The sequence below is a fragment of the Mesorhizobium argentiipisi (SeqCode) genome (assembly GCF_037179585.1).
GTDB classification, from domain to species: Bacteria; Pseudomonadota; Alphaproteobacteria; order Rhizobiales; family Rhizobiaceae; genus Mesorhizobium; species Mesorhizobium argentiipisi.
The window spans coordinates 40,460-56,933 of sequence record NZ_JAPYKO010000028.1; the positions used below are offsets into that span (position 1 = coordinate 40,460).

Annotated in this window: 22 protein-coding genes and 1 pseudogene; 10 read left to right on the forward strand and 13 right to left on the reverse strand. The window is 63.7% G+C overall.

What is annotated here, in order from left to right; all coding sequences use genetic code 11:
* The first annotated feature begins 107 nt into the window (after window positions 1-107).
* The 4 genes from O7A05_RS27765 to O7A05_RS27780 all read left to right on the forward strand — a co-directional run bounded on the left by O7A05_RS27765 (window position 108) and on the right by O7A05_RS27780 (window position 5,337).
* Window positions 108-1,997 carry a potassium/proton antiporter gene (locus O7A05_RS27765; RefSeq protein WP_337096263.1) on the forward strand — a complete coding sequence of 630 codons (1,890 nt, stop codon included), beginning with the start codon at window positions 108-110 and terminating at the stop codon, window positions 1,995-1,997.
* 104 nt (window positions 1,998-2,101) lie between these two features.
* Window positions 2,102-3,298, forward strand: a complete 1,197-nt coding sequence (locus O7A05_RS27770) for a phosphoglycerate kinase (protein ID WP_337096264.1) — start codon at window positions 2,102-2,104, stop codon at window positions 3,296-3,298.
* Between the two features lie 117 nt (window positions 3,299-3,415).
* The gene (locus tag O7A05_RS27775; protein WP_337096265.1) at window positions 3,416-4,441 is read left to right on the forward strand and encodes a class I fructose-bisphosphate aldolase; all 1,026 of its coding nucleotides are present in this window, start codon (window positions 3,416-3,418) and stop codon (window positions 4,439-4,441) included.
* A 155-nt stretch (window positions 4,442-4,596) separates the two neighbouring features.
* Entirely contained in the window at window positions 4,597-5,337 is a 741-nt protein-coding gene (locus O7A05_RS27780) for a DUF899 domain-containing protein (protein WP_337096266.1), read from the forward strand.
* A 149-nt stretch (window positions 5,338-5,486) separates the two neighbouring features.
* Here the strand turns inward: O7A05_RS27780 and O7A05_RS27785 are convergent, their stop codons facing one another.
* Window positions 5,487-5,666 (reverse strand): hypothetical protein, encoded by a 180-nt coding sequence (locus O7A05_RS27785; protein ID WP_040985195.1) that lies wholly within the window; start codon window positions 5,664-5,666, stop codon window positions 5,487-5,489.
* A gap of 186 nt (window positions 5,667-5,852) precedes the next feature.
* Between O7A05_RS27785 and O7A05_RS27790 the strand changes: the two genes are divergently transcribed.
* Complete coding sequence (locus O7A05_RS27790; RefSeq protein WP_156913455.1) at window positions 5,853-6,017, forward strand: hypothetical protein; 165 nt, start codon at window positions 5,853-5,855, stop codon at window positions 6,015-6,017.
* Window positions 6,018-6,087: 70 nt separating this feature from the next.
* On the opposite strand, the gene O7A05_RS27795 is transcribed toward O7A05_RS27790, so the two are convergent.
* Entirely contained in the window at window positions 6,088-6,408 is a 321-nt protein-coding gene (locus O7A05_RS27795) for a hypothetical protein (RefSeq protein ID WP_337096267.1), read from the reverse strand.
* On the opposite strand from O7A05_RS27795, the gene O7A05_RS27800 reads away from it, so the two are divergent.
* On the forward strand, window positions 6,370-7,089 hold the full coding sequence (locus O7A05_RS27800; protein ID WP_192257602.1) for a helix-turn-helix transcriptional regulator: 720 nt from the start codon (window positions 6,370-6,372) through the stop codon (window positions 7,087-7,089). The two genes, O7A05_RS27795 and O7A05_RS27800, sit on opposite strands and share 39 nt — an antisense overlap.
* Before the next feature lie 71 nt (window positions 7,090-7,160).
* Here O7A05_RS27800 and O7A05_RS27805 read toward each other — a convergent pair whose 3' ends face one another.
* The 3 genes from O7A05_RS27805 to O7A05_RS27815 form a co-directional block, all read right to left on the reverse strand.
* The gene (locus O7A05_RS27805) at window positions 7,161-7,859 is read right to left on the reverse strand and encodes a DUF1013 domain-containing protein (protein WP_337096269.1); all 699 of its coding nucleotides are present in this window, start codon (window positions 7,857-7,859) and stop codon (window positions 7,161-7,163) included.
* A gap of 255 nt (window positions 7,860-8,114) precedes the next feature.
* Window positions 8,115-8,255: a DUF1127 domain-containing protein gene (locus tag O7A05_RS27810; protein WP_071074868.1), complete on the reverse strand. Its 141-nt coding sequence runs from the start codon at window positions 8,253-8,255 to the stop codon at window positions 8,115-8,117.
* A gap of 297 nt (window positions 8,256-8,552) precedes the next feature.
* Window positions 8,553-9,563 carry an NAD(P)H-quinone oxidoreductase gene (locus tag O7A05_RS27815; protein WP_337096270.1) on the reverse strand — a complete coding sequence of 337 codons (1,011 nt, stop codon included), beginning with the start codon at window positions 9,561-9,563 and terminating at the stop codon, window positions 8,553-8,555.
* Window positions 9,564-9,677: 114 nt separating this feature from the next.
* Here O7A05_RS27815 and O7A05_RS27820 point away from each other — a divergent pair, with 114 nt between their 5' ends.
* From O7A05_RS27820 to O7A05_RS27830, 3 genes are all read left to right on the forward strand, one after another.
* Window positions 9,678-9,872 (forward strand): DUF1192 domain-containing protein, encoded by a 195-nt coding sequence (locus O7A05_RS27820; protein WP_040998812.1) that lies wholly within the window; start codon window positions 9,678-9,680, stop codon window positions 9,870-9,872.
* A 100-nt stretch (window positions 9,873-9,972) separates the two neighbouring features.
* Entirely contained in the window at window positions 9,973-11,220 is a 1,248-nt protein-coding gene (locus O7A05_RS27825; protein WP_140752837.1) for an MFS transporter, read from the forward strand.
* Between the two features lie 32 nt (window positions 11,221-11,252).
* Window positions 11,253-11,528 carry an ArsR/SmtB family transcription factor gene (locus O7A05_RS27830; RefSeq protein ID WP_040998815.1) on the forward strand — a complete coding sequence of 92 codons (276 nt, stop codon included), beginning with the start codon at window positions 11,253-11,255 and terminating at the stop codon, window positions 11,526-11,528.
* A gap of 60 nt (window positions 11,529-11,588) precedes the next feature.
* On the opposite strand, the gene O7A05_RS27835 is transcribed toward O7A05_RS27830, so the two are convergent.
* The 5 genes and pseudogenes from O7A05_RS27835 to O7A05_RS27850 form a co-directional block, all read right to left on the reverse strand.
* Window positions 11,589-12,083 carry an SRPBCC family protein gene (locus O7A05_RS27835; RefSeq protein ID WP_337096271.1) on the reverse strand — a complete coding sequence of 165 codons (495 nt, stop codon included), beginning with the start codon at window positions 12,081-12,083 and terminating at the stop codon, window positions 11,589-11,591.
* Window positions 12,084-12,094: 11 nt separating this feature from the next.
* Entirely contained in the window at window positions 12,095-12,430 is a 336-nt protein-coding gene (locus O7A05_RS27840) for an ArsR/SmtB family transcription factor (RefSeq protein ID WP_337096272.1), read from the reverse strand.
* Window positions 12,431-12,436: 6 nt separating this feature from the next.
* Window positions 12,437-13,093 (reverse strand): glutathione S-transferase family protein, encoded by a 657-nt coding sequence (locus tag O7A05_RS27845; protein ID WP_337096274.1) that lies wholly within the window; start codon window positions 13,091-13,093, stop codon window positions 12,437-12,439.
* Window positions 13,094-13,191: 98 nt separating this feature from the next.
* The gene (locus O7A05_RS34530) at window positions 13,192-13,365 is read right to left on the reverse strand and encodes an alpha/beta fold hydrolase (protein WP_415927067.1); all 174 of its coding nucleotides are present in this window, start codon (window positions 13,363-13,365) and stop codon (window positions 13,192-13,194) included.
* Window positions 13,283-14,020 (reverse strand): annotated as a pseudogene (locus O7A05_RS27850) (alpha/beta hydrolase); the annotation flags it as partial. The pseudogene O7A05_RS27850 and the gene O7A05_RS34530, both read right to left, overlap by 83 nt.
* Before the next feature lie 88 nt (window positions 14,021-14,108).
* On the opposite strand from O7A05_RS27850, the gene O7A05_RS27855 reads away from it, so the two are divergent.
* Window positions 14,109-14,627, forward strand: coding sequence for a winged helix-turn-helix transcriptional regulator (locus O7A05_RS27855; protein WP_337096276.1), 519 nt, complete (start codon window positions 14,109-14,111; stop codon window positions 14,625-14,627).
* A gap of 169 nt (window positions 14,628-14,796) precedes the next feature.
* Here O7A05_RS27855 and O7A05_RS27860 read toward each other — a convergent pair whose 3' ends face one another.
* From O7A05_RS27860 to O7A05_RS27870, 3 genes are all read right to left on the reverse strand, one after another.
* The gene (locus O7A05_RS27860; RefSeq protein ID WP_337096278.1) at window positions 14,797-15,198 is read right to left on the reverse strand and encodes a hypothetical protein; all 402 of its coding nucleotides are present in this window, start codon (window positions 15,196-15,198) and stop codon (window positions 14,797-14,799) included.
* A 230-nt stretch (window positions 15,199-15,428) separates the two neighbouring features.
* Window positions 15,429-15,611: a 50S ribosomal protein L32 gene (gene rpmF / locus O7A05_RS27865; RefSeq protein ID WP_006203806.1), complete on the reverse strand. Its 183-nt coding sequence runs from the start codon at window positions 15,609-15,611 to the stop codon at window positions 15,429-15,431.
* Window positions 15,612-15,765: 154 nt separating this feature from the next.
* Window positions 15,766-16,473, reverse strand: a complete 708-nt coding sequence (locus O7A05_RS27870; RefSeq protein ID WP_337096279.1) for a biosynthetic peptidoglycan transglycosylase — start codon at window positions 16,471-16,473, stop codon at window positions 15,766-15,768.
* Window position 16,474 lies beyond the last annotated feature (1 nt).

A 16,474-nucleotide genomic window follows, 5' to 3' on the forward strand; every position in this document is an offset into this window, starting at 1 on the left:
GTTGGCCGACTGAGCCAAAAAAGATGCTGTTGCCTTGCACTGGTCATGTCTTCGCCCCACTCTCCCGTAAATCGACAAATGAGAGGGATTTGGAGGGGCACTGGCGGATGGAGCATGCGATCTATCTCGTGACGCTGGTCGGCACGGCGCTCATTGTCGCCGCCGCGTTTTCGAGCCTGATCGCCTTCCGCTTCGGCGCCCCTTTGCTGCTCCTCTTCCTCTGCATCGGCCTTGCCACCGGCGTCGACGGGCTCGGCATCGAATTCGACAATGCACGGCTGGCTTATTTTGCCGGCTCACTGGCCTTGGCCATCATCCTGTTCGATTCCGGTTTCGGCACGCCGCTCAACGCGCTGCGCCAGGCGGCCGGGCCAGCGCTGTCGCTGGCCACGATCGGCGTCATCCTCACCACCGGCATCTTCAGCGTCGCCGCTTCCTATTTTCTCAAACTCAGCTGGCTGGAATCCTCTCTGCTCGGCGCCGCCGTCGCTTCCACTGATGCGGCCGCCGTGTTCTTCCTGCTGCGCGCCGGCGAAATCCATCTGCGCGAGCGCGTGCGCTCGACGCTCGAGGTGGAGTCCGGCACCAACGACCCGATCGCCATCTTCCTTACCATCACCCTGGTCGAGATCATCGCCGCGCATGCCAACCCGGAAGCCAATGTGCTGGCCACCAACCTTTTGCTCGGCTTCCTGGCCAATATGGGGCTCGGCGCCATTATCGGCGTGCTCGGCGGCTTCGGCATCGTGCGCCTTGTCGAGCGGCTTAACCTCGATCACGGCCTGTTGCCGATCTTCGTGCTGACGCTCTCGCTGATGGTGTTCGCGGCGGCCGGCGCCATCGGCGGCTCGGGCTTCCTCGCCGTCTATCTTGCCGGGCTGATCGCCGGCAATTCGGACATCCGTGCCGTCACCATCCTGAAGCGCTTCCAGGACGGCATGTCGTGGCTGGCGCAGATCATCATGTTCCTGATCCTCGGCCTGTTCGCCACACCCTCGCAATTCCCCGAAATCCTCGCGCCGGCGATCCTGCTCGGCCTGTTCCTGATCTTCGTGGCGCGGCCTTTGGCCGTCTGGCTCTGCCTGATCCCGTTTCGCCTGCCGCGTCCCGAAGTGGCCTTCGTCTCCTGGGTCGGCCTGCGTGGCGCGGTTTCGATCCTGCTCGCCATCACGCCGCTGCTCGGCGGGCTCGAGCACGGCCGCCTGATCTTCAATGCCGCGTTCATCATCGTGCTTGTCTCGCTGGTAGTGCAGGGCTGGACGGTCGGGCCGCTGGCCCGGCGCCTCGGCCTCATCGTTCCTGCGCGTCTCGGGCCGCTGGACAAGGTGGAGCTCGAATTGCCGGGCTCGGCCCACCATGAGCTGCTTGCCTATCGCGTCGCTCCCGGCAGCCCGGTGGCGCGCGGCGAGCGCATCCCGCGCTGGGCGAGGCCCTCATTGGTGCTGCGCGACGGCCGTTCGATGCGCTTCCAGGACATGGGCCGGTTGGCGGCCGGCGATCAGGTCTACATCTTCGTGCCGGACCGCTATCCGCGCCTACTCGACAAGCTTTTTGCCAGCCGCGCCGTGGTCGATCCGGAGGATGCCGACTTCTTCGGCGCCTTTGCCGTAGATCCCGCCCGATCGGCGGCGGAGCTCGAAGCCGCCTATGCGCCGGGCCTGACCGAGGCCGAACAGAAGCTCACCGTCGCAGCGCTCGTTACCGAGCGGCTCGGCGGCCATGCCGAATATGCCGACCGTGTGATGATCGGTCCGATCGAGCTGATCGTGCGCGATGTCGACGAAAAAGGCAGGATCACCGGGCTTGGCCTGTCCTTCGAGCCGACCGCGCCGGTGGCGCGCGTGCCGGTATTCCTGAGCGCCGGCGAGATCGCCGACCGCATCGTCGCCTTCATCCGCAACTGGCGCAAACCTGCGGATAAGCAGGTTGCCGAGAGCGAGCCAACCGAAGCGGCGGCGCCTAAGCCTGTGGCGCAAAAAGCCACGACCGAAAGCTGATGTCTCACGCCGACATCATTTTTGCGCGCGCGCTGCAACGCAGCCCTTGCATCGTCCCCGGTGCCGGGTAAGGTCGCCGCGTTTTTTCGCGGAAAGGAACGACCATGGCCGGCTTCAAGACACTCGATGATATCGGCGCCGTCGGCGGCAAGCGCGTGCTGGTGCGCGTCGACCTCAACGTTCCCGTCGCTGACGGCAAGGTGACCGACGCCACCCGCATCGAGCGCATCGCGCCGACCATCGCCGAACTCTCGAAAAAGGGCGCCAAGGTCATCCTGCTGGCGCATTTCGGCCGCCCGAAGGACGGCCCGTCGGCCGAGTTCTCGCTGGAGCCGATCGCCCGCGCGACTGCGGAAGTGCTTGGGCGCCCTGTCGGCTTTGCCGCCGACTGCGTCGGCGACAAAGCTGCCGAGGCCGTCGCTGCCATGAAGGACGGCGACGTGCTGCTGCTCGAGAACACCCGTTTCCACAAGGCCGAGGAAAAGAACGAACCGGCCTTCACCGAAAAGCTCGCCGCCAATGGCGACATCTATGTCAACGACGCCTTTTCGGCCGCACATCGCGCGCATGCCTCGACCGAAGGCCTGGCGCGCCACTTGCCGGCCTATGCCGGCCGCACCATGCAGGCCGAGCTCGACGCACTGGAAAAGGGCCTCGGCAATCCGGTACGGCCGGTGGTGGCCATCGTCGGCGGCGCCAAGGTCTCGACCAAGATCGATCTTTTGATGAATCTCGTAAAGAAGGTCGACGCGCTGGTGATCGGCGGCGGCATGGCCAACACCTTTTTGGCTGCGCGCGGCACGGACGTCGGCAAGTCGCTCTGCGAGCATGACCTAGCCGGCACCGCCAAGCAGATCATGATCGAGGCGGCCGAAGCCGGCTGCGCCATCATTCTGCCCGCCGACGGCGTGGTCGCTAAGGAGTTCAAGGCGGGTGCGTCCAGCGAGACCGTCGCCATCTCGGACGTGCCGGCCGACGGCATGATCCTCGACGTCGGCGCAAAGACCGTGCAGAGCGTCAACGATTGGATCGACCGCGCAGCGACGCTGGTCTGGAATGGTCCGCTCGGCGCCTTCGAGATCGAGCCCTTCGACCGCGCCACGGTGGCGGCGGCAAAACATGCGGCGGCGCGCACCAAGGCACGCAAGCTTGTCTCGGTCGCCGGCGGCGGCGACACGGTGGCCGCGCTCAACCATGCCGGTGTCGCCGACGACTTCACCTATGTCTCGACCGCCGGCGGCGCCTTCCTCGAATGGATGGAAGGCAAGCCGCTGCCCGGCGTCGAGGTGCTGAAGCGGTAAACAGTCCGAGACCGGGCAAAGCCCGCGCGGCTTTCAATCGATTCTAGCTTTCCGGCGTCATTCCTTTGGCGGTAGTGTTCTGCTAGCGCGGAATAAACGCAGCGTAGGAGAGCACCCATGAGCGAACGTCTCGAAGATATCGCCGCCGCGATGGTGAGCGGTGGCAAGGGCCTTTTGGCCGCCGATGAGAGCTCCGGCACCATCAAAAAGCGTTTCGACGTCATCGGCGTCGAGTCGACCGCCGATAACCGGCGCGACTATCGCGAGATGATGTTCCGCACCAAGGAGGCGATGACGAAATACATCTCCGGCGTCATCCTCTATGACGAGACCATCCGCCAGAAGGCCGCCGACGGCACGCCGCTGGTCGACATCATCAAGGCGTCCGGCGCCATTCCCGGCATCAAGGTCGATCTCGGCGCCAAGCCTCTCGCGGGCTTTCCCGGCGACACTATCACCGAGGGCCTTGACGGGCTGCGCGAGCGGCTTGGCGACTATTACAAGCTCGGCGCCCGCTTCGCCAAATGGCGCGCGGTGATCGACATCGACACCGGCAAGGGCGTGCCCTCGGCCAATTCGATCGCCTCGAACACCCACGCGCTGGCCCGCTATGCTGCGCTATGCCAGGAGGCCGGGATCGTGCCGATCGTCGAGCCGGAAGTGCTGATGGACGGGGCGCATTCGATCGACACCTGCTACGACATCTCCAAGGCGACGCTGGTCAAGCTCTATGACGAGCTCTACGCGGCGCGGGTCGTGCTCGAAGGGTCGATCCTTAAGCCGAACATGGTCATCTCCGGCAAGAAGTCGGGCAAGACCGACGCGCCTGAGGAAATCGCCGAGAAGACGATAAAGCTGTTCCGCGAAGTGGTGCCGGCGGCGGTGCCGGGCATTGCCTTCCTCTCCGGTGGCCAGGAGGACGAGGAGGCAACCGCCAACCTCAACGCCATCAACGCCATTGGCCCGCACCCCTGGAAGCTCACCTTCTCCTATGGCCGCGCGCTGCAGGCCGCGCCGCAGAAGGCGTGGAGCGGCAAGGCCTCGAACATCGCCGCGGGCCAGGCCGCCTTCACCCACCGCGCCCATATGAACCATCTGGCAGCGCTCGGGAAATGGCAGCCGGCGCTGGAAAAGGCCGCCTGACGCCATCCCTGAGCAGTACATAAAAACCCGGGCCGATGGCCCGGGTTTTTGCTTTTTGCGAGCCGCGTTCCCACTTGTCAGGCGCCGACCGCTATCGACCATGTCGGATCGCGCCGATGTCGAACGTCCTTGGCAGGAGAGGACAGGAGATGGTCATGCAACGCAATGCCGTGGTTTCGCGCGAAGACTGGTTCGAAGCGCATCGCAAGCATCTGGAGCGGGAGAAGGAACTGACGCGGCTGCGCGACTGCATCGCCGCGGAGCGGCGGCAGCTGCCCTGGTTCAAGCTGCGCAAGGATTATGTCTTCGAGAGCGAGGCAGGGCCGAAACGCTTGGCGGAGCTGTTCGCGGGCAAGAGCCAGCTCATCGTCTATCATTTCATGATGACGCCGGGCTCGGACCATCGATGTGAGGGCTGCTCCTTCCTCGCCGATCATATCGACGGGGCCAACCAGCACCTGAAGCATCATGACGTCTCGCTGGTCGTCGTCTCGCGCGCGCCGCTGGCCGAGATCCTGCCTTACAAGCGGCGCATGGGCTGGAAGTTCGACTGGATGTCGTCCTACGCCTCCGACTTCAATTTCGACCTGCAGGTCTCCTTCACCGACAAGCAGATCGCGGCGGGCGAAACCACCTACAATTTCGAGAAGCGCCCGTTGCGGTCGAAGGACCTGCCCGGCACAAGCATCTTCTATCGCAACGAGTGCGGCGACATCTTCCTCACCTTCATGTCGCGCGCCCGCGGCGGCGATGCCCTCATCGGCGCCTATCACTATCTCGACATGACGCCCAAGGCCCGCAACGAGACCGGCCCCTATCACGGCCTGATGGACTGGGTGCGTCTGCACGACGAATACCAGGACAAGGCCAAGGACCGGCCGGACTGCTGCGCGTGAACGCCATCGTTCACGCCAGCCCAAACATGCTCCAGAGCATTCTGATGCAATTCCGGACGGAAAACCGCTTTCCTGGAATCTAATGGCTGGCGGAGCATCTGCTGGATTTCGTGCTGGGCAACGAGGCAGCCTAACCGGGTCGGCCGAGTTTAAGCCCAGTGCCCAAGCACCGCCGCCAGCGAGATCGCAGCCATCGCCAGCAGCGCCAGCTTCCAGAAATCACCACGCCGCTTCAGCCCCGGCCAGCCCAGCGGCTTGATGACCTGGATCAGCATGATGCCGATGATGACTAGGGCGAGCAGTTTCGTCATGCCGCCTTTGACCAGCATCGACGGCGGCTGTCAAAGCTGTTCTCAAGGCACACCTCGGCCGGAACATTCCTGACAGAAATCGGGTTGATTTGAACCCTTCGAGAGGCGCCACACCGCTTTCTTCGGCACCCTGCCAACCTCCTGACAGACTGCTGTCAGGAGGGGTGTGAGATACTCTTCTCATCAAAAAAGAGGAGTGAGGTCATGAACGGTTTTACCATTCTGCGTAGCGTGCAGCACTATGTCGGCAGGATCCGCACCGTGCGCAACGAGATCCGCACCCAGCGTTTCCTGAACAACTTGCCGGCGGACATCCGCAAGGACATCGGCTGGCCGGACCTTTACACCGGCCGCGTACGCGAAAACTGAAATTTTGCCGCCGCGACTTGGATTGTGGCGCTGCCGCGCCCAGATGTAATGCGGCCCAGTGATGTCGAGTTCAGGGAAAATAGCCTTGTTTGCCGATGGTTTCGCCGTAGCCTCCTGACAGTATGTTGTCAGGAGGCGTGCGATAATTAGAACGGCTTCGATCCTGACAACAACGAACATGATCCCGACGATCCGGAGTAATCCGCGCATGGTGAAAAGCTGGAACGACAGGCTGAACACGCCAGGCATCAACGGCATTAAGCCGTCGCCGCGACTGTCCTTCGGGACGAAGTTCGTTGCCGCGCATCGCAAGCGCGAAGGGCTGAAGCCATAAACGCTCGGGGAGAAATCGATGCGCCGCGCCGACAGGCTTTTCCAGATCGTGCAGCATTTGCGGGGTGGCCGGCTGGTCACCGCGCAGAAGCTCGGCACGTGGCTCGAGGTTTCCGAGCGCACCATTTACCGCGACATAGCCGACCTGCAGTCGACCGGCGTGCCGATCGACGGCGAAGCGGGCGTCGGCTACATGATGCGGGAGGGTTTCGACCTTCCGCCGCTTATGTTCACGCGTGACGAGATCGTGGCGCTGGTTGCCGGCGCCCGCATGGTGCGCGCCTTCGGCGGCGCCGCGATGGCGAGGGCCGCCGACGAGGCTCTGGTCAAGATCGGCGCCGTGCTGCCCGACACGGAAAAGGACCGCATCGCCCGCACCGAGATCCACACACCGATGTGGGTGGTGAGCGACGCCGCGCGGGAAGCGATCGACCTGATCGAGCGCGCCATCGAGAAGCGCCAAGTACTGACCATCGACTATTCGGACGAAGCCGGCCGCGGTACCGCGCGCGATATCAGGCCGTTGGGGCTGTGGTTCTGGGGCAAGGTCTGGACCCTGGTCGCCTGGTGCGAGATGCGCGACGATTTCCGAGCCTTCCGCATCGACCGCATCGCCTCGGTCGTCATTGCCGGCCGCATCTTCAAGCCGGAGCGCGGCAAGCAGCTCGCCGACTTCTACCGCGCCGTCGAGCGCAGCGAGGATTACGGCATGGCGCCCGACCGCGCCGCGCGGACGTGACTTCCTCCCAAGCCACTGTCCAATAAAAAAGCCCGCTTCGAGCGGGCTTTTTTTATTGGACGCCGGGAGGCTTACTCCTGATCGTCGTCTTCGTTCTTGTCCTTCGACTTGAGCGCCGAAAGCTTGGCAAAGACGGCGTTGGCGTCGAGCTCCTGATCCTCGTCCTTCGGCTTCTCGGGCGCGGGCACAAGCCGTTCGGTGAGCGCGGCGGGCAGCAGCGTATCGCCGGCGGGCTGCGGCTGCTCGCGGCCGCGCGAGGCGCGGTTGACCTCGAGGTCGAGATCGATCTGCGAGGTGAGGCCGAGCGTCACCGGATCCATCGGCTGCAGATTGGCCGAGTTCCAGTGCTTGCGTTCGCGGATCTGCTCGATCGTCGACTTGGTGGTGCCCACGAGACGGGCAATTTGCGCGTCCTTGAGCTCGGGGTGGTTGCGCACCAGCCACAGGATGGCGTTCGGCCGGTCCTGGCGCTTCGACAGCGGCGTGTAGCGCGGGCCCTTGCGCTTCGATTCCGGCACCCGCACCTTCGGCTCCGACAGCTTCAGCCGGTAATTGACGTCCTTCTCGCCGCGCGCGATCTCGTCTCGCGTCAGCTGCCCGGTGATGATCGGGTCCATGCCCTTGATGCCCTGCGCCGACTCGCCGTCGGCGATCGCCTTGACCTCGAGCGGATGCAGCCCGCAGAACTGCGCGATCTGCTCGAAGGAGAGCGCAGTGTTGTCGACCAGCCAGACGGCGGTCGCCTTGGGCATCAGCAGCGTATTGGCCATATCAAAAATCCTTCTCGTTCGCCCGCGTTCCCGCGCGGGCGGTGGTTTTAGAGCCACCAAAATGGGAAATTCGCGGCCTGTATAAACGCTCCCTCCAATTTTCGCAATGTTTTTGGGAAGGGCCCGATTCACACCCCTAAAAAGACAAAACCCGCTGGACAAGGTCCAGCGGGCTCGGAACCGGAAACGAAGCAAGCGTCTCGACGGCTCTGGGTTGCATGTCCCAGCCCGGCCTTGCGGTCGGGCTGCGTCTGATTACACCGCCTGGCGGGCGATACGCTCGATGTCGGCACGATTGATGCCGAGGTCGCTCAGCTGACGGGCGTTGAGCTTGTTCAGCTCGCGCACGGTCTCGTTGTACATGCGCCACTTACGGAAAGCACGGATCGGGTTCATGATGTTTCTCCAGTCGTTGGTTAAATCGTTTGATGCCGCGTAAATAGGCATGTCTGCCCATAAATTGAACGGACGCTTTTGCATGGCCGCAATGCGTTTTGTGCATTGCAGCATTAAGGTTTCGTTCAGCTTGGAACCGGGACACGCGCCGACGCCAGGATGGGTCGAGATTCAGGTCAGGCCGAGTCGAAAATGGTGAACTTTGAGACCCGGAGCGGAGCGTACTTTAGTACGTGAGCGCCGGAAGCGCAGAAGCCCGGCATTTGCAGGCCGGCCTCACCTGAATAACGACCCATCCTAGCCGACGTCGAGGACGATCTTGCCAATATGCTCGCCCTCTTCCATCCGCTCATGCGCCCGCCAGGCTTCGGTCAGCGGAAAGATCATGTCCATGACGGGGGCCACCTTGCGTGTGCCGAGCAGCGGCCACACCTGGGCCTCGAGCGCGGCCGCGATCGCCGCCTTGAACTCGACGGTACGCGGCCTGAGCGTCGAGCCGGTGTGGGTCAGGCGCTTCACCATGAGCGTTGCGAAATTGGTGCTTGCGACAGCGCCGGCCTGCACGGCGATCTGGACGATGCGCCCCTCGACGGCCGCGGCTTCGTAGTTGCGTGCGACATAGTCGCCGCCGACCATGTCGAGGATGACGTCGGCGCCCTTGCCGCCGGTCGCGTCCTTCACGGCGGTGACGAAGTCCTCCTCGCGATAGTTGATCGCCCGGTCGGCGCCGATCTTGAGGCAGGCGTCGCATTTCTCCTTGCTGCCGGCCGTGGTGATCACGGTGGCGCCGAAGGTCGAGGCGAGTTGGATGGCGGTGGTGCCGATGCCGGACGAGCCGCCATGGACGATCAGCGTCTCGCCCTTTTTCAGGCCGCCGCGCTCGAACACATTGTGCCAGACGGTAAAATAGTTCTCCGGCACGGCGGCCGCCTCCGAGTAGGTGAAGCCGGCCGGGATCGGCAGCACGCTGCCGGCATGAACCCTGACATACTCCGCATAGCCGCCGCCCGGCGTCAGCGCGCAGACCCGGTCACCGATGCGCCAGCGCGATATCTCGTCGCCGAGCGCCGCAATGTCGCCCGCCACCTCGAGGCCGGGCAGGTCCGAGGCGCCGGGCGGCGGCGGATAGGCGCCCTTGCGCTGCTGGACATCCGGCCGGTTGACGCCGGCCGCATGCACGCGGATCACCACCTCGCCCGGACCAGGCACCGGCACGTCGCGCGTTTCCGGCTTGAGCACCCTCGGCCCACCGGGTTGAGAGATCGCGATGGCCGTCATCTTCGCCGGAATCTCGTGATTGTTCGCCATGGCTGTCCCGTCTCCTCGAATCCCGCCTTGTCGCAGTGGTTTGCATCGGCGCCCCTGCCCTATGTATGCTGTTTGCCAAATCAGGCAAATGGCCAAGCAAGGGAGGAGCGACGGATGGCGATCTTCGACGACGAACCCAGGAAGAAGCCGCGCCCGCACGAGATCGGCCAGGACTTGTCGCTGCTTTCCGTCGACGAATTGTCCGAGCGCATTGCGATGCTGCGCGACGAGATCGCCCGGCTGGAAGAGGCACGGGCCGCCAAGGGAGCCACCAAATCCGCGGCCGAGGCGCTGTTTCGCAGAGGATAGTTCCGCGGGCGTGCCAGCCCGCCCCGGAAAAGCCTGATTGCGACTGCGAGACCTTCCTCTGAAACAAACCCGCGCCCCGAAATTCCAGCCGGATCAGCCCATGTTTGCCACCTACAGACCGATCCTCTCGCTGCTTCGCGGCACGGCGTTCCTGCTCGCCGCATCCGGCCTGCACGGGCTGCTCCTGCCGCTGCGCGGCCAGGTGGAAGGCTTTTCGACCGCATCGCTCGGCCTGATGGGTACGGCCTGGGCGGGCGGCTTCGTCACCGGCTGTTTCTTCGCGCCGCGCCTTGTTCGCCGTGCCGGCCATGTCAGGGCTTTCGGCGCCTTCGCCGCGTCCGGCGCGATCATCGCGCTGCTCACCGGCCTCATCATCGACGAATATGTCTGGATCCTTTTGCGCGCCTTCACAGGCTTCACCATGGCCGGCGCCTTCATGGTGATCGAGAGCTGGCTGAACGAGAAGGCCACCAACGAAAACCGCGGCACCGTCTTCGGTCTCTACATGATGGTCACCTATGCCTCGATCATGGGCGGTCAGATGATCGTCGCCGGCGGCGATGTGCGGTCGGCCTCGTTGTTCATGATCACCGGCATCCTGTTTTGCCTGTCGCTCATTCCGACCGCCGTGTCGACGCAGTCGCATCCCAAGCCCCTGCAGGACGTCAAGCTCGACGTCAAAGGCCTCTACGCCAACTCGCCGGTGTCGGCGGTGGCCTGCCTCCTGATCGGCATTGCCAACGGCGCCTGGGGCACGCTCGGCGCCGTCTATGGCGCCCGCATCGGCATCTCCACCGCCGAGATCGCGCTGATGATGAGCCTTGTGGTCATCGCCGGCGCCGCCATGCAGCTTCCGGCCGGGCGTCTCTCGGACACCACCGACCGCCGCTTCGTGCTGGCCGGCGCGGCCTTCGGCGCGGCGCTGGTCGCGGTGCTGATCTTCCTGGTCGCGCCGCGTTCGGGTGTCTTCGTCATCGTGCTGACCGCCGCCTATGGCGCCTTCGCCTATACGCTCTATTCGATCGCCGTTGCGCATGCCAACGACCACGCGCGCGCCGAGGACTTCGTCAAGGTTTCCGGCGGCCTGTTGCTGCTCTACGGTTTCGGCACGATGATCGGCCCGCTCCTGGCCGCGGCCTTGATGGGTTCGGTGCGTCCGGAGGGGCTTTTTCTTGCAACCGCGCTCGCCCATCTCAGCCTCGCCGGCTACACGCTGCTGCGTATCCGCGCCCGCGCGCCGGTACCGATCGAAAACCGCGATGCCTTCAAGACGCAACCCGCGGACCGCGCGGTCACGCCCGAGGCAACGCGGCTCGATCCGCGCAGAAAGGTTGAAACCAATAGTTGAGATTCGGAAGACTTTGCCTCACAAATAAAGGCATGATGTTTTCTGACGCCTTCGTGGCGATAGCCGATCCCAATCGGCGCTATCTCTTGGAAGAACTCCGGCGCGGCCCGAAGACGGTTAACGAATTGGCGGCCGGGTTGCCTGTCTCACGCCCGGCGGTCTCCCAGCATTTGAAGGTCCTGCTCGATGCCGGCCTGGTCAACGCCAAGGCCGAAGGCACAAGGCGCGTCTATACTGTCAGCAGCGCCGGCTTCCTCAGGCTCAACATCTGGCTCGACCAATTCTGGGAAACGGCCCCGGGGGAATAGCCTTTGGCGATCAATGCATGTCGCTCGGAAGCGTGCAGCGGTTTTGAGACACGACGTGCATCAAGATCCAAAGCGCGATGCGCTTTGGCTGGAGGCCTCAGCTCCCAGTGCCGTCCCGAGCGCATCGAGCAATTCGCCGGTGCCGTGCTCGCGGGTGGCCGGTGAGTCGATGCCGTCGAAAAAGGCGCCCTGTTCCGTCAGGATAAGCCGCGTTCCCTTGCCTTCGGCGATAAGCTCGATCGTCGCAAGCGACACGGAGACCCGGGTTTCGCCGAACAAGAGTTCGTAGCTGTAGACCATGCGCCGGTTGGGCACGATATCGTGATAGACCGCGTTGTAGAAATGCATCTGTCCTTCGCTGGGACAGCCGGCATTCACCTCCTTGCCGCCGACACGAAAATCCATTTCATGCCGGCTGGGCATGGGGTTATCGGGGTCGAAGAACCAGCGCTTCTTCGCCGTTGGATCGCTCAGCGCGAAATAGACCTTCTCCGGCGCCGCCGGATAGACGCGCTCGATGACGAAGGTGGAATGGACGACGGATCGTTCGCTCATGGCAGGAACCTTCAGGTTTCATCTTTCGTTTCAGCGAGGAAATCGCCGAGGCGGTCGAGCCGACGCTCCCAGGCAAGCCGCCGCTCGTTGATCCAGTGCTCGGCCGCCCGAAGCGCCTGCAGCTCGATCCGGCAGGTCCGCACCCGGCCAAGCTTTTCGGTCCGCACCAGGCCGCTTGCCTCGAGCACGTTGAGATGCTGGACGACGGCCGACAACGACATCGCCAGCGGTTCAGCCAGCTGGCTGACCGAAGCCGGCCCGCGCGACAGACGGTCCACCATCTGCCGCCGCGCCGGATCGGCGAGCGCCTGGAACATCAGGTCGAGCTGGGCGGGATCGTGGAGCATCTCGCTCTAGCCGTTATTGTACGGAAAGAGCTTGAAATAAGGTCCCGCTTCCTCGATCACACGGGCGAAGGACGGGCGCGTGAGCAGCCGGTCGTGGTAGCGTTTCAAGGCCGGGAATTTTTCGCCGAATGGCTCGACCTTGTTGGCGTAGAACAGCGCCGGCGAGGCGGCGCAGTCGGCCATGGTGAAGCTTTCGCCTACGGCCCAGGTCCTTGCCGCCATCTCCTCTTCGACAATGGCGTAGGAGTTACGCAGCTGCGCGCGGGCCTCCTCGACCCCGAACGGATCGGTCTTGTCCGTCGGCCGCAGCCTGTCGCCGACGATCTTCTGCATCGGATGCTGCACGTAGAAATCGTAGAAGCGGTCGGCCTGGCGGACCTGCAGGGCGAGATCGATATCGGCGGGAATGAGCTCGACCGGCCCGGGGTAATGCGCGGCGAGATATTCGACGACGATGGTCGATTCCAGCACCGTGCAGTCCCGTGCATCGTCCCGCAGCGCCGGCATCTTGCCGGTCGGCGACACCGTGAGGAAGGCGGCGCGGGAAGCCTCGTCGCCGAGGTCGACAATGACCGCCTCGAACGGCGTGTCGTTCTCGTAGAGCGCAATCAGCGGCTTCCAGCAGAACGAGGCCAGCGGGTGGAAATGCAGCGTCAGGGACATTCCGGCTCTCTTTCGCATTCGGGTAATCGGATCGATACTGAAGTAGCTACTTCACTATTGTTGCGGACGGTTCGAGTCAAGCCGGCGTCTTGTCGGCGCTAGCCGTGTGTGGCGATGGCCTCGATGGTCTGCGACCAGTCGTTGCGGTGCAGTTCGTGGCCACCGCCTTCGACCTTGACCAGCTTTGCGCCGGGAACAGCCTTGGCGAGCGCTTCGCCATGTTCGATCGGGAAGAGCGGATCGGCGGTACCGTGGATGACGAGCAGTGGCACGCGCAGATCCCGCACCGTGCGCTGCGGGCCGCCGCCCTTGAGCAGGAAATGGTTGGTCGCGCTGGCGAAACCGCCGGAGCGATCGTAATCCTCCTCGATCATTTTTGCGCGTCCGCTTCTCGTCGAACGGATGGCGAGTACCGGCAATCGCGCGGGCGTCGTTGACCATGAAGTCGAGCACCTGCTCCCGCTTCGACCAGTCGACATTGCGGCCTTGCTCCGAGTGCTCCTTGTAGGCCTCGGTCGTTCCGGGCAGGGCGGACGTATCGAGGCCGAGCGGCGAACTGGAGATCACGGTGAGCGCGCTGACGCGTTCGGGATCTTTCAGCGCCACGCTTTGCGCAAGCATGCCGCCCATCGACATGCCGGCGACATGCGCCCTGGCGACGCCATGGTCGTCGAGCACGCGCATGGCGTCGCCCACCATGTCCTCGAACGTGTAGGGCGGCGCGCCCGGCGGATATTTCGTCGACAGGCCGGTGTCGCGGTTGTCGTAGCGGATAACGAAGTGGCCACGCGCGGCAAGTTGCCGGCAGAAGGCTTCCGGCCACCACAGCATCGAGGCCATGGCGCCCATGATCAAAAGGATCGCCGGATCTTTCGGACCGCCGAAGCTTTCCGAAACGATGTCGGGGCGCTGCGCCGCGTTGGTCATCTGCTCCTCCTATCCGATTGCATTTTGCAATCAGTTGCACGATAATCAAACCGATATCATAATGCAACTGGTTTTTCTGGAGAGTACCATGAGCATCGACCGTCGGTCCGGCTGCCCGATCAATCTGTCGCTCGAAGTCTTTGGCGACCGCTGGAGCCTGATCATCCTGCGCGACATGATCTTCGGTGGCCGGCGCCATTTCCGCGAGTTGCTCAACGGCTCGCTGGAAGGCATCGCCTCCAACATCTTGGCCGACCGGCTGAAACGGCTGATGGAGCTCGGCCTGCTGACCAAGGCGGACGACCCCAGCCACAAGCAGAAGGCGATCTATAGCCTGACCGAAATGGCGATCACGCTGGTGCCGATCATGGCGCAGCTCGGTGCCTGGGGACGCGTCTGGCTGCCGGTTACGGAAGAATTGTCGATCCGCGCCGAGCTGCTCGAAAAGGGCGGCCCGCCGCTATGGGAGCAATTCATGGACGAACTGCGCCATGAGCATCTCGGAGCGCCATCGAAGACGCCGCCAGGCACGCCAACCGTGCGCCAGCAACTACGCGCTGCCTACGAGGAAGTGGTCGCGCAGAAGGCTGAGGCCGTCACGGCGTGAACACCGCCTATAGCCACAGCGCTATGGGATGTGCCGAGATTCAGGTCAGGGCGAGTCGAGAACGATGGCTTCCGAGAACCGGAGCGGAGCGTACTTTAAGTACGTCAGCACCGGAAGCGCAGGAAGCCGTCGTTCGCAGGCCGGCCTCACCTGAATCTCGGCACATCCCTCAGTTTAGGTTGATATCCCGGCTGGCCGAGCGCATCGATACCGAGAAGCCGGCCAGCACGTCGAACAGCGCGATGATCATCAGCGTGAAGAAGACGGAATGCGCCGCGCCCTTCACCAGCAGGAATTCGACCAGGAAGGCGATGAAGACCAGCGTCGACAAAAGATGATCCAGGATCGATGCATTGGTCGTGCGGACCGATTTCGAGATTTCCACGAACAGGAAGACCAGGCCGATCAGCACCATCAGGTCGCCCAGCGTCATCGAGAACACGCCGCCCGACATCATGCGGAAGGAGAACATCTCGGTCATCCACGGATCGTCGCCGCCGCCGAACAATCCCAGCAGCCCGAGATTGTAAAGGACGAAGGGCACGATCAGCAGCGGAACAGCACCGAACATCTGGGCGACTCCAATGGGGCACCCTTTGTAAAATCCGCAGCAGGCGCGCCGTCAAGGCTTTTCACTGGCGCTGGCGAACACGCTGTAAGACCTAATGAAATAACGATGTCAGCCGGTTGCCCGGCTTTTCTGCAGGCTGCGCGACTCAGGCCTCTATTGACCAGGGCCAGACGCAAAAAAGACCGGCCAAAGGCCGGTCTTTTGAAACGTCACAAACCCTCGGAAGCTTCTCAGCTTTCCTTCGGCTCCAGAACCTGGCGGCCGCGATACATGCCGGTCTTCAGGTCGATATGGTGCGGGCGGCGCATTTCGCCGGAATTCTTGTCCTCGACATATGTCGGGGCCTTGAGGGCGTCGGCCGAGCGGCGCATGCCGCGCTTCGACGGAGAGGTTTTTCTTTTTGGAACGGCCATGGATATGCTCCACTACATGGTCAAAATGCCCCGGCAACCCTCGCGAAAGGGCCGCATCGAGGCCATAATCTGAGAAAGTCGGGTGCCTATACACGCCTTGCGCCGTTTTGGCCAGCGCTGGCCGCGAATTTTTTTGAGCCGGCGACGCCTCGTCCTAATCCAGGCACCCGATATAAGCGCCTGACCTGCTCGCGCGTCTTTCGATTAGCGAGGCCAGCCGCCGCAATCCCGGACCCGGCCTGGCCGGATTGCGCGCGATCGGATTGGGCAGGCTGACGGCGAGCAGCGCCGCCTGCCTTCGCGACAATTGCTTGGCCGAGACGCCGAAATGATGCCGGGCGGCGGCCTCGATGCCGTAGATGCCCGGCCCCCATTCGGCGATGTTGAGGTAGATCTCCATGATCCGCCGCTTCGACATCACCGCGTCGAAATAGACGGCCAGCGGCAGCTCGACCACCTTGCGCACGCTGCCCAGCGGCCGCGACCACAGAAAAAGGTTCTTCACAGTCTGCATGGTGATGGTGGAGGCGCCGCGCGTGGCTTCACCGGCCAGCGCGTCGTCGACCACGCCGCGCAATTCGCCGAGATCGACGCCGCGATGGAAGCAGAACTGCCCGTCCTCCGACATGATCACCGAATGCGCCAGCACCGGCGCCACATCGTCGATCGACACCCAGCGCCGGTCGTAGCCGGAAAAAGTCATGAGGTCCTTGAGCATCAGCGTCGAGACCGGATGCACGAAGGATGGCAGGTAAAGGAAGGTGAGCACGACCGGGATCGCCGCCAGCACGAGCGCGACGGCCAGGCAGCGCCGGGCGATGCGCTTCACACCGGCGCGGTTCAGGCGCCGACGTTGCGCCATG

Excerpts from the sequence above, each read along its gene's own strand:
- O7A05_RS27765 (WP_337096263.1), top strand. The coding sequence starts at position 108 with ATGGAGCATGCGATCTATCTCGTGACGCTGGTCGGCACGGCGCTCATT.
- O7A05_RS27770 (WP_337096264.1), top strand. The coding sequence starts at position 2,102 with ATGGCCGGCTTCAAGACACTCGATGATATCGGCGCCGTCGGCGGCAAG.
- O7A05_RS27775 (WP_337096265.1), top strand. The coding sequence starts at position 3,416 with ATGAGCGAACGTCTCGAAGATATCGCCGCCGCGATGGTGAGCGGTGGC.
- O7A05_RS27780 (WP_337096266.1), top strand. The coding sequence starts at position 4,597 with ATGCAACGCAATGCCGTGGTTTCGCGCGAAGACTGGTTCGAAGCGCAT.
- O7A05_RS27785 (WP_040985195.1), bottom strand. The coding sequence starts at position 5,666 with ATGCTGGTCAAAGGCGGCATGACGAAACTGCTCGCCCTAGTCATCATC.
- O7A05_RS27790 (WP_156913455.1), top strand. The coding sequence starts at position 5,853 with ATGAACGGTTTTACCATTCTGCGTAGCGTGCAGCACTATGTCGGCAGG.
- O7A05_RS27800 (WP_192257602.1), top strand. The coding sequence starts at position 6,370 with ATGCGCCGCGCCGACAGGCTTTTCCAGATCGTGCAGCATTTGCGGGGT.
- O7A05_RS27795 (WP_337096267.1), bottom strand. The coding sequence starts at position 6,408 with ATGCTGCACGATCTGGAAAAGCCTGTCGGCGCGGCGCATCGATTTCTC.
- O7A05_RS27805 (WP_337096269.1), bottom strand. The coding sequence starts at position 7,859 with ATGGCCAATACGCTGCTGATGCCCAAGGCGACCGCCGTCTGGCTGGTC.
- O7A05_RS27810 (WP_071074868.1), bottom strand. The coding sequence starts at position 8,255 with ATGAACCCGATCCGTGCTTTCCGTAAGTGGCGCATGTACAACGAGACC.
- O7A05_RS27815 (WP_337096270.1), bottom strand. The coding sequence starts at position 9,563 with ATGGCGAACAATCACGAGATTCCGGCGAAGATGACGGCCATCGCGATC.
- O7A05_RS27820 (WP_040998812.1), top strand. The coding sequence starts at position 9,678 with ATGGCGATCTTCGACGACGAACCCAGGAAGAAGCCGCGCCCGCACGAG.
- O7A05_RS27825 (WP_140752837.1), top strand. The coding sequence starts at position 9,973 with ATGTTTGCCACCTACAGACCGATCCTCTCGCTGCTTCGCGGCACGGCG.
- O7A05_RS27830 (WP_040998815.1), top strand. The coding sequence starts at position 11,253 with ATGATGTTTTCTGACGCCTTCGTGGCGATAGCCGATCCCAATCGGCGC.
- O7A05_RS27835 (WP_337096271.1), bottom strand. The coding sequence starts at position 12,083 with ATGAGCGAACGATCCGTCGTCCATTCCACCTTCGTCATCGAGCGCGTC.
- O7A05_RS27840 (WP_337096272.1), bottom strand. The coding sequence starts at position 12,430 with ATGCTCCACGATCCCGCCCAGCTCGACCTGATGTTCCAGGCGCTCGCC.
- O7A05_RS27845 (WP_337096274.1), bottom strand. The coding sequence starts at position 13,093 with ATGTCCCTGACGCTGCATTTCCACCCGCTGGCCTCGTTCTGCTGGAAG.
- O7A05_RS27855 (WP_337096276.1), top strand. The coding sequence starts at position 14,109 with ATGAGCATCGACCGTCGGTCCGGCTGCCCGATCAATCTGTCGCTCGAA.
- O7A05_RS27860 (WP_337096278.1), bottom strand. The coding sequence starts at position 15,198 with ATGTTCGGTGCTGTTCCGCTGCTGATCGTGCCCTTCGTCCTTTACAAT.
- rpmF (WP_006203806.1), bottom strand. The coding sequence starts at position 15,611 with ATGGCCGTTCCAAAAAGAAAAACCTCTCCGTCGAAGCGCGGCATGCGC.
- O7A05_RS27870 (WP_337096279.1), bottom strand. The coding sequence starts at position 16,473 with ATGGCGCAACGTCGGCGCCTGAACCGCGCCGGTGTGAAGCGCATCGCC.